The 15,366-nt window shown below is 71.7% G+C and carries 14 protein-coding genes; 11 read left to right on the top strand and 3 right to left on the bottom strand.

Going from position 1 to position 15,366, the window contains the following annotated elements; genetic code table 11:
* Nucleotides 1-51 precede the first annotated feature (51 nt).
* From ACIRHA_RS11775 to ACIRHA_RS11760, 4 genes are read left to right on the top strand one after another with little or no spacing between them, the layout of a single operon-like run.
* The gene (locus ACIRHA_RS11775) at nt 52-1,530 is read left to right on the top strand and encodes an AlkA N-terminal domain-containing protein (RefSeq protein WP_403843279.1); all 1,479 of its coding nucleotides are present in this window, start codon (nt 52-54) and stop codon (nt 1,528-1,530) included.
* 13 nt (nt 1,531-1,543) lie between these two features.
* Nucleotides 1,544-2,044 carry a methylated-DNA--[protein]-cysteine S-methyltransferase gene (locus ACIRHA_RS11770; RefSeq protein ID WP_403843276.1) on the top strand — a complete coding sequence of 167 codons (501 nt, stop codon included), beginning with the start codon at nt 1,544-1,546 and terminating at the stop codon, nt 2,042-2,044.
* Nucleotides 2,045-2,095: 51 nt separating this feature from the next.
* The gene (locus ACIRHA_RS11765) at nt 2,096-2,353 is read left to right on the top strand and encodes a type II toxin-antitoxin system VapB family antitoxin (protein ID WP_403843273.1); all 258 of its coding nucleotides are present in this window, start codon (nt 2,096-2,098) and stop codon (nt 2,351-2,353) included.
* The gene (locus tag ACIRHA_RS11760) at nt 2,350-2,763 is read left to right on the top strand and encodes a PIN domain nuclease (RefSeq protein ID WP_403843270.1); all 414 of its coding nucleotides are present in this window, start codon (nt 2,350-2,352) and stop codon (nt 2,761-2,763) included. The genes ACIRHA_RS11765 and ACIRHA_RS11760 overlap by 4 nt, the downstream gene beginning before the upstream one ends.
* Nucleotides 2,764-2,766: 3 nt before the next feature.
* Here the strand turns inward: ACIRHA_RS11760 and ACIRHA_RS11755 are convergent, their stop codons facing one another.
* Both ACIRHA_RS11755 and ACIRHA_RS11750 read right to left on the bottom strand, forming a co-directional pair.
* A complete protein-coding gene (locus ACIRHA_RS11755) occupies nt 2,767-4,209 on the bottom strand; it encodes an MFS transporter (protein ID WP_403843267.1) in 1,443 nt (480 codons plus the stop codon).
* Nucleotides 4,206-5,171, bottom strand: a complete 966-nt coding sequence (locus tag ACIRHA_RS11750) for a nucleoside hydrolase (protein ID WP_403843264.1) — start codon at nt 5,169-5,171, stop codon at nt 4,206-4,208. Before ACIRHA_RS11750 ends, ACIRHA_RS11755 begins: the two co-directional genes overlap by 4 nt.
* A 258-nt stretch (nt 5,172-5,429) precedes the next feature.
* Here ACIRHA_RS11750 and ACIRHA_RS11745 point away from each other — a divergent pair, with 258 nt between their 5' ends.
* A complete protein-coding gene (locus ACIRHA_RS11745; protein WP_403843261.1) occupies nt 5,430-6,581 on the top strand; it encodes a glycerate kinase in 1,152 nt (383 codons plus the stop codon).
* A gap of 168 nt (nt 6,582-6,749) precedes the next feature.
* Here the strand turns inward: ACIRHA_RS11745 and ACIRHA_RS11740 are convergent, their stop codons facing one another.
* Entirely contained in the window at nt 6,750-7,946 is a 1,197-nt protein-coding gene (locus tag ACIRHA_RS11740) for a helix-turn-helix domain-containing protein (RefSeq protein ID WP_403843258.1), read from the bottom strand.
* Nucleotides 7,947-8,183: 237 nt separating this feature from the next.
* Here ACIRHA_RS11740 and ACIRHA_RS11735 point away from each other — a divergent pair, with 237 nt between their 5' ends.
* From ACIRHA_RS11735 to ACIRHA_RS11710, 6 genes are all read left to right on the top strand, one after another.
* Nucleotides 8,184-9,026 carry an ABC transporter ATP-binding protein gene (locus ACIRHA_RS11735; protein ID WP_403843255.1) on the top strand — a complete coding sequence of 281 codons (843 nt, stop codon included), beginning with the start codon at nt 8,184-8,186 and terminating at the stop codon, nt 9,024-9,026.
* Nucleotides 9,023-9,856 carry an ABC transporter ATP-binding protein gene (locus ACIRHA_RS11730; RefSeq protein WP_403843252.1) on the top strand — a complete coding sequence of 278 codons (834 nt, stop codon included), beginning with the start codon at nt 9,023-9,025 and terminating at the stop codon, nt 9,854-9,856. The genes ACIRHA_RS11735 and ACIRHA_RS11730 overlap by 4 nt, the downstream gene beginning before the upstream one ends.
* The gene (locus tag ACIRHA_RS11725; RefSeq protein ID WP_403843249.1) at nt 9,853-10,752 is read left to right on the top strand and encodes a branched-chain amino acid ABC transporter permease; all 900 of its coding nucleotides are present in this window, start codon (nt 9,853-9,855) and stop codon (nt 10,750-10,752) included. Before ACIRHA_RS11730 ends, ACIRHA_RS11725 begins: the two co-directional genes overlap by 4 nt.
* Nucleotides 10,753-10,792: 40 nt before the next feature.
* Nucleotides 10,793-11,869 (top strand): branched-chain amino acid ABC transporter permease, encoded by a 1,077-nt coding sequence (locus ACIRHA_RS11720; protein WP_403844447.1) that lies wholly within the window; start codon nt 10,793-10,795, stop codon nt 11,867-11,869.
* Nucleotides 11,866-13,146: an ABC transporter substrate-binding protein gene (locus tag ACIRHA_RS11715; protein WP_403843246.1), complete on the top strand. Its 1,281-nt coding sequence runs from the start codon at nt 11,866-11,868 to the stop codon at nt 13,144-13,146. Before ACIRHA_RS11720 ends, ACIRHA_RS11715 begins: the two co-directional genes overlap by 4 nt.
* 196 nt (nt 13,147-13,342) lie before the next feature.
* Nucleotides 13,343-15,118, top strand: a complete 1,776-nt coding sequence (locus ACIRHA_RS11710; protein ID WP_403843244.1) for an ABC transporter ATP-binding protein — start codon at nt 13,343-13,345, stop codon at nt 15,116-15,118.
* The last annotated feature ends 248 nt before the right edge of the window (nt 15,119-15,366 follow it).

Raw genomic sequence — 15,366 nt, 5'->3', positions numbered from 1 at the left:
CATGTCGCATTCTCGCCAGCCACTCCGCTCACCTTGCCCGATGCTGAAGACATGCACACCGACACCGACCGTTGCGTACGCGCAGTCCAAGCCAAGGACACCCGGTTCGACGGAGTCTTCTTCACCGCCGTGGTGACCACCCGCATCTACTGCCGCCCCGGCTGCCCGGTCGTGCCGCCCAAGCCGCGCAACATGCGGTTCTACCCCAGCGCCGCCGCCTGCCAGCAGGCCGGATTCCGGGCCTGCAAGCGGTGCAGGCCCGACACCACCCCCGGCTCCCCGGAGTGGAACCGGCGCGCCGACCTCACCGCCCGCGCGATGCGCCTCATCGGCGACGGCGTGGTGGACCGCGAGGGTGTCCCAGGACTCGCCCGCCGCCTCGGCTACAGCGCCCGCCAGATCGAGCGGCAGCTCCTCGCCGAGCTGGGCGCGGGCCCGCTCGCCCTGGCCCGCGCGCAGCGGGCCCAGACGGCACGCCTGCTGATCGAGACCACCGAACTCCCGCTCTCCGAGGTGGCGTTCGCGTCCGGCTTCGCCTCGATCCGGGCCTTCAACGACACGGTCCGCGAGGTGTACGCGCTGTCGCCGACGGAGCTGCGGACGCGCGTACCCCAGGGGCGGGCAAGCACTCCGGGAGTGCTCGCGCTGCGGCTGCCGTTCCGCCGACCCCTCAACCCCGACAACCTCTTCGGCCACCTCGCCGCGACAGGCGTACCCGGCGTGGAGGAGTGGCGCGACGGTTCCTACCGGCGCACCCTCCGCCTGCCGCACGGCCACGGCATCGCGACGCTCACACCGCCGGGCGCGCCCACGACCACGTACGTCGCCTGCCGCCTGATCCTCACCGACCAGCGTGACCTCACCGTGGCCATCAGCCGCTGCCGCCGCATGCTGGACCTGGACGCGGACCCGGTCGCCGTCGACGACCAGCTCCGCACCGATCCGCTCCTGGCGCCACTGGTCGACAAGGCGCCCGGCCGCCGCGTGCCGCGCACCGTCGACGAGGCCGAGTTCGCGGTACGCGCGGTCCTCGGCCAGCAGGTCTCGACGGCCGCGGCCCGCACCCACGCCGCCCGCCTGGTCCTCGCCCACGGTGAACCGGTCGACGACCCCGAGGGCGGCCTCACCCACCTCTTCCCGTCGCCGAAGGACCTCGCCTCCCTCGACCCGGAGTCGCTCGCGCTGCCCCGCAGCCGCCGCACGACCCTCACCACTCTCGTACGGCAACTGGCGGACGGAGAACTGACGTTGGGCCCCGAGTCCGACTGGGAAGAGGCCCGCGCCCGGCTCGGTGAACTGCCCGGCTTCGGTCCCTGGACCATCGAGGCGATCGCCATGCGCGCCCTCGGCGACCCGGACGCGTTCCTGCCCACCGACCTCGGAATGCGCCGCGCCGCCCAGGAGTTGGGCCTGCCCAACACTCCGGCAGCGCTGACCGCACGGTCGGCGGCGTGGCGCCCCTGGCGCGCGTACGCGACCCAGTACCTGTGGGCGACCGACAGCCACCCGATCAACTTCCTTCCCGCGTAAGGGGAAACAAGCCATGCACACGCACAGGCACCACACCCTCATCGACAGCCCCTACGGCGCCCTCACCCTCGTAGCCACCGACGGCACCCTCTCCGGCCTCTACATGACGGACCAGCGCCACCGCCCGCCGGAGGAGACCTTCGGTACCCGTGACGACCGCCCGTTCGGTCCGGCGATCGACCAGCTGAACGCCTACTTCGAGGGCGAGTTGCGGGAATTCGAGCTGCCGCTCGACCTGCACGGAACCCCGTTCCAGCGCTCGGTCTGGGCGCAGCTCCAGCGGATCCCGTACGGCGAGACCCGTACGTACGGGGAGCTGGCCGAGGCGCTCGGCAAACCGGCCGCCTCCCGCGCCGTGGGCCTCGCCAACGGCAAGAACCCCGTCGGCGTCATCGTTCCCTGCCACCGCGTCATCGGTGCGAACGGCGACCTCACCGGCTACGGCGGCGGCCTCGACCGCAAGCGCCGCCTGCTGGACTTCGAGCGCGCTCGGGCAGGTCAGGACGCGGCCTGACCAGCGGCGTGTATCCGTGTTAGATTTTGGATATACGAAGAGGGGTGTCGCATGGGCAAGACGCTGATCGAGATCGACGACGAGGCGCTGGCCGTGGCGCAGGACGCGTTCGGCACGACGACCAAGAAGGACACCGTCAATCGCGCCCTGCGCGAGGTCAGTGACCGGGTCAAACGCCACGAGGCGCGCATGGCGGCGGAACGGCTCGCCGTCGAGGCGCTGGACCTGGACGCCCTGACCGACAAGGCCACATACCGCCCCAGCCCCGCCACCGGCCATGACGAGCCGGGGCGGGGGCAAGCCGCGTGAAGTATCTGGCCGACACCTCGGCGGTGGCACGTTTTCTGCGGGACGGGGCGGATGCCTGGGGGTGGGGGGAAGCGCTGGACTCCGGCCTCGTCGGCATGTGCGAGATCACTGAGCTGGAGATCCTCCGCTCCGCACGTTCTTCCGCACACCACAAGCAGATGCAGCAGTACCTGAACGGTTTCTACGCCTGGGCGCCGGTCCCGGACTCTACCTTCCGGCGGGCCCGGGAGGTCCAGCAGCTGCTCGTCGACCACGGCGAACACCGCAGCGCCGGACCCGTTGACCTTCTCGTCGCGGCAGTGGCCGAGCCGGCCGGGCTCGCCCTGCTGCACTGCGACCGTGATTTCGAGACCATCGCCCGACACACCGGCCAGCCCACGATATTGCTCACGGACGGCACCCGGCCGTGAAGCTCAGTCCTTCGCTTCCGCGTGCACCGGCTTCGGGATCAGCAGCGACGTGAACAGGGCCGCCACGATGAGCACGAGACCCGCCACGACACCGGCGCTGTAGCCGCCGACCGAGGTGCCGCCTGTGGGGGCGACCGAGTCCATCGCCGCGTAAAGGATCACGAAGCTGAGGCCGGCGCCGAGGTTGAAGCAGCCCGCGTTGAGGCCCGGCAGGAAGCCGGGGTTCTCGGGCGGGGACAGCACGATGCCGAGGCCGTTCAGCATGATGTTGGCCATGCCCGCGTAGGTGATGCCGAGCAGGATCGACACCGCGAGGACGAGGCCCGACGAGTCCGTCTGGAGGGTCAGCAGCGCCAGGACCGTGGCGACCGCCGTGGCGATCAGTCCGGTGCGCAGGATGCGGCCGTAGCCGTACGTCGCCGCGAGCCGCCCCGAGATCGGGCCCATGGCGAGGCCCGCGAGCGCGTACGGGGTGAGCGTCCACCAGGTCGCGCCCTCGGCGCCGAGGCCGAGGCCCACCGAGGTGTCCTGCGCGAAGCCGGGCAGCAGCCCGTTCATGATCGCGAAGACGCCGGTCATGGTGAGCATCGTCGACAGCAGCAGCGACCAGGTGGCGCGGCGCTTCAGCAGGTGCGTGGTGACCAGCGGGTGCGAGGAGCGGTTCTCCATCCGCCAGAACGCCCAGAACGCGAGCGCGGCCACGACCAGGAGGCCGATCGCCAGCGGCCAGTTCGCCGCGGCCAGCTTGCCCGCCTCGTTGAACGCGATGAGGAGCGCGCCGACGGAGATCACCAGGAGCAGCACGCCCGGCCAGTCCATGGGCGGCCGCTCGGACGCGCGGGACTCCGGGGCGAAGAGGCGTACGAGCACGGCCGAGAGGGCCGCGAAGGCGGTCATGACCCAGAAGATCGACGCGTAGCCGTAGTGCTCGGCGAGCGAGCCGCCCGCGAACGAGTCGACGCCCGCGATGCCGCCGTTGACGGCGGTGACGACGCCCATGAGCGTGCCGTACCGCTTCGGGTCGGGAATCTCGACGCGCAGCATGATCAGGGCGAGCGGGATCGTCGGACCCGAGGCGCCCTGGATGACACGCCCCACGGCGAGCATCCCGACGGAGGTCGCGAGCGCGGAGATCACACACCCGACGGCCATCAGGACCATCATCCCGGTGAGCACCTTGCGGCGGCCGATCAGATCGCCGAGGCGCGGCAGGAAGAGGGAGAACAGCGCGGCGGCCGTGAAGAACGCGGTCTGCGTGACACCGATCGCGGACGCGGTGGTGTCGAGCTCGTCCGCCATCGTCGCGAGCGCCGGGCTGAGCATCGAGGCGTTGAGCTGGAAGGCGAAGCTGGCCGCGAGCAGCGCGACCATGAGGGCGCCGATCCGGACCGGGCGGCCGGAGTCGGGACCGCCGGCCGAGGAGTGGGGGGAGGCGGCGACGCTCATGCTGCGGGTGCTCCGTTCCCGTCGGGCTCGCCGATGCGCTGGAGGGCGTCCACGACGAGGTTCCAGAACCGCTCGTGGTCCAGGTCGACGGCGACCTGGGTGTGGCAGTCGTCGGGCGCGGGCGCGCGCAGGTCGGTGACGGTCATGCCGAGCGTGAGGGAGCCGCGCAGCTCGATGTCGACGGGCGCCTTGCGGACGGTCATGACGCTCGGGTCGATGACGTACGCGACGGCGCACGGGTCGTGCACGGGCGGGTGCTCGAAGCCCTGGTTCTCGCGGTAGGCCTCGCGGAAGAACTCGAGCAGTTCGAGCACGAACCGCGCGGGCTTCGTGCCGACGGCGGCGATCTTCTTCTCGACCTCGGGGGTCGCGAGGGCCTGATGGGTGAGGTCGAGCCCGACCATGGTGACCGGCCACGGCTCGTTGAAGACGATGTGCGCGGCCTCGGGGTCGATCACGATGTTGAACTCGGCGACCGGGCTCCAGTTGCCCTCGTGGTAGCCGCCGCCCATGAGCACGACCTCGCGCACCCGCTCGACGATGCGGGGCTCCTTGCGGGCAGCGAGCGCGATGTTCGTGAGGCCCGCGGTCGGCACGATGGTGATCTCGCCGGGCTCGTGCGCCATCACCGTGTCGATGATCAGGTCCACCGCGTGCCGCTCGTCGAGCTCGAAGCGGGCGTCCTGGAGCGCGGGTCCGTCGAGGCCCGTGTCGCCGTGGATCTCGGGTGCGGTCTCGATCGTACGGATCAGGGGCCGCGGGCAGCCCGCCGCGAACGGCACCCCGGTAATTCCGGCGATCGCCGCCACGGAGAGGGCGTTGCGCGTCACCTTCTCCAGGGTCTGGTTGCCGACGACGGTGGTCACGGCGACCAGCTCGATGTCGGGATTGCCGTGCGCGAGCAGCATGGCGACCGCGTCGTCATGACCCGGGTCGCAATCGAGGATGATCTTCCTGGCCAACGGTTCGAGCCCCTTTGCTCTGGTTACGGAAACTGTCCACGGAAACATCCCTCGCCGCCACACGAGATGTCAACGCGCGTAGATGTGAGAAAGGTGGAGATTTCCAGGTGAGGGCAGGGGATGTTCTGGCGGCCGTCCGGCGTCCTTCGCCGGTCCGCGGTCCGGACGGCCATGGGCAGCGGGCCCCTCCTGCGGTTAAGGTCGCAGCGGCGCGACTGCCTTGCCTGGAGCAAGGCGCAACAGCAAGGGGAGAGCAAGGTGGCGGACGCTGCACAGGCCGCGCGGCACGTGTTGATCGCGGCGGACAAGTTCAAGGGCTCGCTCACCGCCGTGCAGGTCGCACAGCGTGTGACGGCGGGTCTGCACCGGATCGCGCCCGAGGTCACGGTGGAGTCCGTGCCGGTCGCGGACGGCGGCGACGGGACGGTGGCGGCGGCGGTCGCGGCCGGGTTCGAGCGCCGCGAGGTACCGGTGACCGGGCCCCTCGGCGAGCCGGTCGTCGCCGCGTACGCGCTGCGCGAGGGCACGGCCGTCGTGGAGATGGCGGAGGCGTCGGGCCTTCAGCTCCTCCCCGAGGGCGAGTTCGCGCCGCTGACGGCGACGACGTACGGGTCCGGCGAGGTGATCACCGCCGCGCTGGACGCCGGGGCGCGCTCGATCGTGTTCGGTGTGGGCGGCAGCGCCACGACGGACGGCGGCGCGGGGATGCTGGCCGCGCTCGGCGCGCGGCTCCTCGACGCGGAGGGCGAGCCGGTCGGGCCAGGCGGCGGCGCCCTCGCGCATCTCGCGTCGGCCGATCTGTCGGGGCTCGACGCGCGTCTTGCCGAGGTCGAACTCGTCCTGGCGAGCGACGTCGACAACCCGCTCACCGGGCCGAAGGGCGCGCCCGCGATCTACGGTCCGCAGAAGGGCGCCACTCCCGAGGACGTCGCCGAACTCGACGCGGCACTCGCCCACTTCGCGAAGGTGCTCTCCGAGTCGGTGGGACCCAAGGCGCTCGAGTACGCGGAGTCGCCGGGGGCCGGTGCCGCGGGTGGCATCGGGTACGGGGCGCTGGTCGGACTCGGTGCGAGCTTCCGGCCCGGCATCGAGGTCATGCTCGACGTCCTGGGCTTCGCGCCCGCGCTGGAGCGGGCCGAGCTCGTGATCACCGGCGAGGGCTCCCTGGACGAGCAGACGCTGCACGGCAAGGCCCCTGCGGGCGTCGCCGCGGCGGCGCGGGCGGCGGGCGTGGAGGTCGTCGCGGTCTGCGGCCGCCTGGCGCTGGCACCGGAGGTGCTGGGGCGGGCCGGGATCCGCCGGGCGTACGCACTCACGGACGTGGAGCCGGACGTGGCACGCTGCATCGCCGAGGCGGGGCCGATCCTGGAGGACGTGGCGGAGCGCATCGGAACGGACTTCTTGCGCTGAGCCAGGGCGACGCCCTCGGTTCTCGTTGCGCGGCACCGGGGTGCCGCCTTGCCGCCCAAAGGCGGCGGGTGGGCACATCAAGCTCCTGCGGAGCTGCATCGCCTCAATCGCCGGCGGGGCTTGATATTTCAAGCCCCTGCGGCGATTGAGCAGCGGAGCCCCGTGGCCTCACCCCGGTGACAAGCGGTACGCGTCCAGGGCCAGGGTCATCTCCATCAGGTCCCGGGGCCGTGACAGCGAGCGTGACGTCAGCTGTTCCAGTCTGCGCAGGCGGTTGAAGACCGTGTTGCGGTGGCAGTACAGGCGCCCCGCCGCCCGCCCCGCCGACCCCTCGCACGCCAGCCACGCGTCCAGCGTCTCCAACAGGACCGCCCGGTCGGCCGGTTCGAGCGTCAGCAGTTCGCCGAAGACGCCCGACACCAGCCGCTGGGCGAGGTCCGGCTGGCTCACCACCAGGGCCGTCGGCATCCGCTCGTCCAGGCGCACCACCCCCGTCGTCTCCGGAGGACAGGTGCGCAGCGCGAGCTCGGCCAGGCGGCGGGCGTGGCCGAGCTCGGCGAGGCCCTTGACGACGGGGCTGACCCCGCCGGGGCCCGGACAGCGGCCGTCGAGCAGCGCCGCCAGATCGTCCAGCGTGCGGCCCGCACCGAGCGCCGCCACCCCCACCTCACAGTCCGCCCGCATCCGCCACACGAACCGACACCGCGGGTCCTGGATGCGCCGGTGGAAGGCCTCCCGGCCGTTCTGGCGCTCCACGCGGAGCACCACGACCGCGTAGGGGCCGTGCTCGGGCAGGTCGAGACCGGCCGCCGCGCGCGCCGCGAGGCCCGGAGCGGGGCGGCCGTCGAGGAGCGCGTCGAGCAGTGCCTGCGTCTGCTCGTCGGTACGGCGCCGCAGCTCCAACTCCGTTGCCCGGTACGCCTCCGAGGCCGCCTCGGCCTGCGCGTCGACCGCCGCCCACACCATCGTCGCCGACCGCATCAGCGCCTTGAGCCGCGCCGGTTCGCCGCCCGCGCTCTCCATCAGGGCGTCCCAGACGAGATACCCCGCGTTGCGGTAGGCGTGGATCAGCAGGTCGAGCGGCAGGCCCTGCCCCGCCCGGCGCCGGCCCGCGTCCTCGGCGTACTCCAGGTCCCTGCGCGGCGAGTCACGGGGCGCCGAGATCGTCTCGACGCCGATGCGCATCGCCTGCTCGGCCTCCCGCCACTGATCGTCGTAGGGCAGCACGCGCGCGTAGACGTCCGAGTACGCGAACAGCTGCCGCAGATGCTCGTCGACGAGCTCCGGCACCCGGTCGAGCAGCGTGCCGCAGGCCTCCTTCAGCAGCTTCCAGTCCTGACCCGTGCGGTGCTTGCGTGCGCCCATCGCCCCTCCCCAACTACTCGTAAAGCGGCGGCAAAGGACCGACTTGCCTGTGCGGAGGATGCCACCCGCCCCGCCTCCCCGGCAGGCCCCTGACACGCGGTCTTGTGCGCGGGCACAACCGGGGCGGGCGGGCGCTGGGCCCGCGCAGCGATTCGCGGGCCGCCCGTGGACGGGCCCGTCCGCACGGTGCTGTCGTGAGCGCCACCGGTCCAGGGAGGGACGCACACAGTGACCGATGTGAGCAAGACAGAAGAAGCCGGGCTTGTCGTCGACGACGTGTCCGTCGGCTACGGGCCCGTCCGCGCGCTGCGCGGCGTGAGCCTGGAGGTGCCGGCGCGCTCCATCGTCGCGGTGCTCGGCGGCAACGGCGCGGGCAAGACGACACTGCTGCGCGCCGTCTCGCGCACCCTCGGCTTCCACGGCGGGGCGGTGAGGTCCGGCACCGTGGACTTCGGCGGGCGAAGGATCGGCGGCCTGTCCGCCGACCGCGTGGTGGCCGCCGGGGTCTGCCAAGTCCCCGAGGGGCGGCGGGTGTTCGCCCGGATGACCGTCGCGGACAATCTGCGGGCCGGGGCGCTCGGCTCGCACGGCTCGCGGGCCGACAAGGCGGCGGCGCTGCGGCGCGTGCACGAACTGTTCCCCGTGCTCGCCGACCGGGCGCAGCAGCGGGCAGGCCTGCTGTCCGGCGGCGAGCAGCAGATGCTCGCCGTGGGCCGCGCCCTGATGGCCGCGCCGAAACTGCTGCTCCTGGACGAACCGTCGCTGGGCCTCGCCCCGCTGATGGCCGCCAGGATCGCCGACACGATCCGCGAGATCAACGCCCAGGGCGACCGCTCGGTCTCCGTACTCCTCGTCGAGCAGAACGCGGCGCTCGCGCTCCGCCTCGCCTCGTACGCGTACGTCCTGGAGGTCGGCGAGATCACCCTGCACGGCCGCGCCGACGAACTCGCGGGCTCCGACGAGGTGCGCCGCCGCTACCTGGGCGTGGTCGACGAGACGGCCGCATCGGACGCCGCGGCCGCCACCGGCGGGGCCGCGCACACGCCGACGCTGAGCCGCTGGGGAGGTGTACCTCGATGACGACCGCGCCGACCGCGACCACTACGAACGACGTACCGCCCCTGTACGTAAGGGACTTGACCGTACGCTTCGCGGGCCTCACCGCCCTCGACGCCATCGGCCTGACCGTCGAGCCGGGCACGGTGCACGCCGTCATCGGGCCGAACGGCGCGGGCAAGTCCACCACCTTCAACGTGCTCTCCGGCGTCTACCGGGCCACCTCCGGCACCGTCCACCTCGGCGAGCGAGAACTCACCGGCCTGCCCCCGCACCGCATCGCCGAATTCGGTGTCGCCCGCACCTTCCAGAACCTCGCCCTGCCGCCGCAGACGACGGTCGCCGACAGCCTGCTGCTCGGCCGGCACCGGCTGACCCGCGCGGGCTTCGTCGCGGCGGGCCTGCGGCTGCCTTCGGCGACCCGTGAGGAGCGCGCCCACCGCGAACGGGCCCGGGAGATCGCCGAGTTCGTCGGTATCGCCGACCAACTCGCCGCACCCACCGGCTCGTTGCCCTACGGCGCGCAGAAGCTCGCCGAACTCGCCCGCGCCCTGTGCATGGAGCCGAGGCTCCTCCTCCTCGACGAGCCCGTCGCCGGCATGACCGCCGACGAACGCCGCCGCACCGCCGCCGTCATCGCGGGCGTCCGCGACAGCCTCGGCATCTCGATCGTCCTGGTCGAACACGACATGGGCGTCGTCATGCGGCTCGCCGACGAGGTGACGGTCCTCGACTTCGGCCGCCGCATCGCGGGCGGGCCCCCGGAGCGGGTGCAGAACGACCCGGCGGTGGTCCAGGCGTACCTGGGCACGCCCGACGATCAGCAGGACAACGCCGGAGGGCCCGCAGCATGACTGATCTCTCGACGTTTCTCGAACTCCTCATCAACGGCGTCTCGATGGGCTCCGTCTACGCTCTCATCGCGCTCGGCTTCGTCGTCATCTTCCGGGCCACCGAGGTCGTCAACTTCGCCCACGCGTCGCTGCTGCTCGCCGGCGGCTACGTCATCGCGTCGCTCCACGACGACATCGGGTTCTGGCCCGCGGTCGGGGTCGGCATCGCGGCGGCGGCCGTCGTCGGCGCAGCCGTCGAGTTCCTCGTGATGCGGCGCTACCGGGGGCGCGACCACAGTGTCCTCGCCATCGTCACCATCGGCGTCGACATCCTCCTGACCACCGAACTCACCCGCCGCCTCGGCACCGACGTGCTCGCCATGGGGGACCCGTGGGGCGACGCCGTGCTCACCGTCGGCGGGGTCTCGATCGCGCACACCCGGATCGCCGCGTTCGCCGCCGCGGCCCTGCTCATCACCGCGTTCCTGCTCACCTTCCGCTACACCTCGTGGGGTGTCGCGATGCGCGCCGCCGCCGAGAGCAGCGAGACCGCCGCGCTGATGGGCGTACGGCTCGGGCGGGTGTCGCTCGGCGCGTGGGCGGTGGCGGGCGGGCTCGCCGCCGTCGCCGCCCTCTTCCTGACCGTCTTCCCGACGCCGGGCCTCGAACGGGCCACGTCACTGGCCGCGTTGAAGGCGTTCCCCGCCGCGATCCTCGGCGGACTCGACTCCACCACCGGCGCGCTCGTCGGCGGGCTCATCGTCGGCGTCACCGAGTCCCTCGCCGCCGGCTACCAGAGCGAACTCGCCTTCATGGGCCGTGGCCTCGGCGATGTCGCGCCCTATCTCGTGATGACCGTGATCCTGCTGCTGCGGCCCTCGGGGCTCTTCGGGACGAAGGAGCTCGCCCGTGTCTGACGTACTCGCCTCGGATGCCAAACCGGTCAAGTCCCGGACCATGTACGGCAGTTCACTGCGCGTACTCCTCTCGCGCCGTCGTACGTACGTCATCGCGGCCTGCGCCCTCCTGCTGCTCGCCCTGCCGTTCTACCTGGAGCGCTTCTGGCTGCAGGCGGGCCTGTTCGCCATGGCCGCGGCCATCGGCGCCATCGGGCTCAACCTGCTGACCGGCGCGACCGGTCAACTCTCCATGGGACACGCCTTCTTCCTCGCCGTCGGCGCCTACGGGTACTGCGTGTTCGCGGGGGAGCGGGGCCAGACCCTGAACGGGCTCGGCCTGCCGTCGTGGCTCGCGGCCGTACTCGCGGTGCTCGTCGCGGGCGTCGCGGGCGGCCTGTTCAGCCCCATCGCGGGCCGCCTCAAGGGCGCGTATCTCGGCATCGCGACCCTCGCGCTGATCTTCATCGGGCAGCACGTCCTGTTCAACGCCGAGGACCTGACGGGCGGCGCCAACGGGCGCGACGTACCCGCCATGAGCCTGTTCGGCCTCACCTTCGACGACAGCGAACTCGCCGTCGCGGGCGTGCCGTTCGGCGCCTCGGAGAAACTCTGGTACCTGGGACTGCTGCTCACGTTCGGCTGCGGACTCTTCGCCCGCGGAGTGCTGCGCGGACGGCCGGGGCGCGCCCTCAACGCGATCCGCGACCACCGGATCGCGGCCGGGGTGCTCGGCGTGCCCGTCGCCCGCTACCGCGGCTTCGTCTTCGTACTGTCGTCGATGTACGCGGGGCTCGCGGGCGTCCTGCTCGCCCTGGTCTTCCAGCGCACCGTGCCCGACTACTTCGGCATCACGCTCTCCCTCGAATACCTCGCCATGATCGTCATCGGTGGCCTGGGATCCGTGGCGGGCGCCGTCGTCGGCGCGGCCTTCGTCTCGCTGCTGCCGCAACTGCTCACCCGCTACAGCGACGCCCTGCCCCTGGTCTCCGCCCCCGGCACGGGCGGCGTGGCCCCCGGCGAGGCGTCCCGCTATCTGTACGGAGCCGCCGTCGTGGCGGTGGTCCTTTTCCTACCCGGCGGACTTGTGCGGCTGACCGGCCGGCGCGCCAGGAAGCACCCTCAGGAGGACGCATGACCCCATCTCACTCGCACGGCCGCACCCGCATGCTCACGGTGACCGCCGTGGCCACCCTGCTCGCGCTGACCGCCGCGTGCAGCTCCAAGGCGAAGGACGACGGCGAGGGCGACAAGCAGAGCGCCGGCGGCATCAAGACGGGCACGGGCATCACCGGCAAGACGATCAACCTGGGCGTCCTCACCGACATGACCGGCGTCTACGCGACGCTCGGCAAGAGTGTCACCCAGGCGCAGCAGCTGTACGTGAAGCAGTTCAACGCGGCCGGTGGCGCCTGCGGCTACAAGGCCAAGCTCACGGTGCGCGACCACGGCTACGACCCGCAGAAGGCCGTCGCCGGCTACACGGAGCTTGCGCCCGACGTGCTCGGCTTCCCGCAGTTCCTCGGCTCGCCGTTCGTCGCCGCCGTCAAGAACCGCATCGGCCAGGACAAGGCCCTCGTACTCCCGCAGGCCTGGTCGGCGCATCTGCTCGGCAGCCCGTACGTGCGCGTCATCGGCTCGACGTACGACATCGAGACGATCAACGCGATCGACTTCCTGATGAAGGAGAAGGGCCTGAAGAAGGGCGACAAGCTCGGCCACGTCTACTTCGAGGGCGACTACGGCGAGAACGCGCTTCAAGGCTCCCAGTACATGGCGAAGGAGGCCGGCCTCACCGTCGTCGAGCAGAAGATCAAGCCGACCGACAACGACATGACCGCCCAGGTCTCCGCCCTGAAGAAGGCCGGAGTCAAGGGCGTCGTGATCAGCGCGGGCCCGCGCCAGGCGGCTTCCCTCGTCGGCGTCGCGGCGGCGGCGAAGCTGAACGCGCCGATCATCGGCAACAACTCGGCGTACTCTCCACAGCTGTTGGGCACGCAGGCGGCCCCGGCCCTCCTGAAGAACTACTGGGTCGCCTCACCGTCGCTGCCGATCGGTGGGGACACCCCGGAGGCGAAGAAGCTCGTCGCCGACTACAAGAAGGCGTACCCGAAGGACTCGCTGGACAACGGCGTCGTCGCGGGCTGGACCGCCGCGGCCGTGTTCGGCGAGGCCCTGAAGAAGGCCTGCGAGGGCAAGGACCTCACACGCGAGGGCGTCGACAAGGCCCTGCTGTCCCTGAGCGACTTCGAGAACGGCTTCGGTGTCACCCAGGACTTCAGCGACCCGAAGGCCCCGTCCTCGCACGAATCGGTGATCCTCCAGCCCGACAAGTCGGCGGTCGGCGGCATGAAGGTCGTACGTCAGCCGTCCGAGTCCGAGGAGGCCAAGGGCTTTGCACCCAAGGTGAGTTGACGCCCGCGCGCGGCGGCGGCGCCGGGCGCATCCCGATGCGCCCGGCCCGGCCGGAACACGTACGGTCACCCCGAAAACACGTGGACCGCCGACACTTCGCCACGGGACACTCCGATGTCCGGCCCCACCTCACGGCCGGAAACCCACACCCCTCCAACACCCAAGGGACGGGATCGGATTGACCTCATTGCGCGAAGTGCCACCGAGCCGCGGTTCGGTACTGCTCGCACTCCGCTACTACGGACGGGAGCTGGCCCGGGCGCGCCGGTTCGCGGTCCCCGCGATGCTGCTGCCCGCGCTCGGCAACATCGGCCTCTTCTACCTGGCGCCGCTCGTCGTCGCCAAGCTCGTCGGCCACCTCGCCGACGGCGGTGAGCGCACCGTCCACGCGATGCTGCCGTACGTCCTCGCCTTCGCCGGGGTGCTCCTCGCCGCCGAGGTGCTGTGGCGCATCGGATTCCACTGCATCAACCGGCTCGAGGCGGGCGCCATCTCGCGCCTGTACGTGATCGGCATGGACGAGCTGTACGCGAAGGACGCCACGTTCTTCCACGACAACTTCGCCGGCTCGCTCACCAAGCGCGTCCTGAGCTTCGCCTCGCGTTTCGAGGAGTTCGCCGACGTACTGATCTTCAACGTGATGGCCAGCTTCGTGCCGATCATCTTCGGTTCGGTGGTGCTGTGGCGGTACGAGCCGTGGCTCGTCGTCGTGCTCCTCGCGATGATCGCGATCACCGGGCTCTGTGTGCGGCCGCTGATCCGGCGCCGCCAGAAGCTGGTCAACGCGCGTGAAGCGGCCTTCACCCACATGTCGGGGCACGTCGCCGACAGCCTGATGAACATGGAGACGGTCCGCGCCTTCGCCGCCGAGGAGCGCGAGGCCGCCGAGCACCGGGAGCGGGTCGCGGACGCGCGCGGCCACATCCTGCGGGCCTGGGACTACGGCAATCTGCGCGTGGACACCGTCGTCGCCCCGCTCTCCGTGCTGACCAACGCCCTCGGACTGCTGCTGGCCGTCGCCCTCGCGGGCAGCGGCCAGGGCGTCGAGGCGATCGTCGTCGCGTTCACGTACTTCACCAACGCGACGCGGATCATGTTCGAGTTCAACCAGATCTACCGCCGTCTGGAGCGTGCCATGACGGAGGCGGCCCAGTTCACGGAGCTGCTGCGGGACAAACCGAAGGTGCTCGACCCGGCCGAGCCCGAGGAGCCGCAGGAGACCTCGGCCGCCGCCGTCCGCTTCGAGCGGGTCGCGTACACGCACGCGGGCGCCGAGCCGCTGTTCACCGGGCTCGACCTGACCGTGCCCGGTGGCACACGGCTCGGCCTGGTCGGCCGCTCGGGCGGCGGCAAGACGACCCTCACCCGCCTGCTCCTGCGCATGATGGACATCGACGGCGGCCGGATCCTGATCGACGGCCAGGACATCTCCAAGCTGCGCCAGGCCGACCTGCGGTCCTTGATCGCGTACGTCCCCCAGGACCCGGCCATGTTCCACCGCAGCCTGCGCGAGAACATCGCCTTCGCCCGGCCTGGGGCGAGCGCGGCGGAGGTCCGGCGGGCGGCGGAGGCGGCACACGTCACCGAGTTCGCGGACGCGCTGCCGGAGGGGTTCGACACGATGGTCGGGGAGCGCGGCATCAAGCTCTCAGGCGGCCAGCGCCAGCGGGTCGCGCTCGCCCGCGCGATCCTGCGGGACGCGCCGATCCTGCTCCTGGACGAGGCGACCAGCGCGCTCGACTCGGAGAGCGAGCTGCTCGTGCAGGAGGCGCTCTGGCAGCTCATGGAGGGCCGCACAGCGCTCGTGGTCGCCCACCGTCTGAGCACGGTGGCCGGCATGGACAGCCTGGTCGTCCTCGACCACGGCCGCATCGTGGAGCAGGGCAGCCACACCGAGCTCCTGGCAGCCCACGGCACCTACGCCAAACTCTGGCAGCACCAGTCGGGGGGCTTCCTGGAGGAGGTGGCCTAGGCGGCACCGTGGCGGGGCTCGTCCGAAGGCGCTGCCCGCGCCGGGGTGCCGCCTTGCCCACCCTGCCGCCCCTGGCGGCAGATTGCCCAAGGCGGGCGGCACGCTTGCGGCTCGGCGGCGGTTGAGCATTCTCAGCCCCGCCGGCGTTTGAGGCGCGGGGTCCGGGGCGGAGCCCCGAGGCCGCAACCACGGTGCCGGTGACACGCACAAAAGGCGGTGGGCCCGAACCGATCCGGTTCGGGCCCACC

Source organism: Streptomyces sp. NPDC102360 (assembly GCF_044766085.1).
Taxonomy (GTDB): Bacteria; Actinomycetota; Actinomycetes; order Streptomycetales; family Streptomycetaceae; genus Streptomyces.
This window is presented reverse-complemented; position numbering and strand designations above follow the sequence as displayed.

Coding starts and splice junctions, on each gene's coding strand:
- ACIRHA_RS11725 (WP_403843249.1), top strand. CDS start 9,853: ATGACTGATCTCTCGACGTTTCTCGAACTCCTCATCAACGGCGTCTCG.
- ACIRHA_RS11740 (WP_403843258.1), bottom strand. CDS start 7,946: ATGGGCGCACGCAAGCACCGCACGGGTCAGGACTGGAAGCTGCTGAAG.
- ACIRHA_RS11765 (WP_403843273.1), top strand. CDS start 2,096: ATGGGCAAGACGCTGATCGAGATCGACGACGAGGCGCTGGCCGTGGCG.
- ACIRHA_RS11715 (WP_403843246.1), top strand. CDS start 11,866: ATGACCCCATCTCACTCGCACGGCCGCACCCGCATGCTCACGGTGACC.
- ACIRHA_RS11775 (WP_403843279.1), top strand. CDS start 52: ATGCACACCGACACCGACCGTTGCGTACGCGCAGTCCAAGCCAAGGAC.
- ACIRHA_RS11720 (WP_403844447.1), top strand. CDS start 10,793: ATGTACGGCAGTTCACTGCGCGTACTCCTCTCGCGCCGTCGTACGTAC.
- ACIRHA_RS11755 (WP_403843267.1), bottom strand. CDS start 4,209: ATGAGCGTCGCCGCCTCCCCCCACTCCTCGGCCGGCGGTCCCGACTCC.
- ACIRHA_RS11770 (WP_403843276.1), top strand. CDS start 1,544: ATGCACACGCACAGGCACCACACCCTCATCGACAGCCCCTACGGCGCC.
- ACIRHA_RS11730 (WP_403843252.1), top strand. CDS start 9,023: ATGACGACCGCGCCGACCGCGACCACTACGAACGACGTACCGCCCCTG.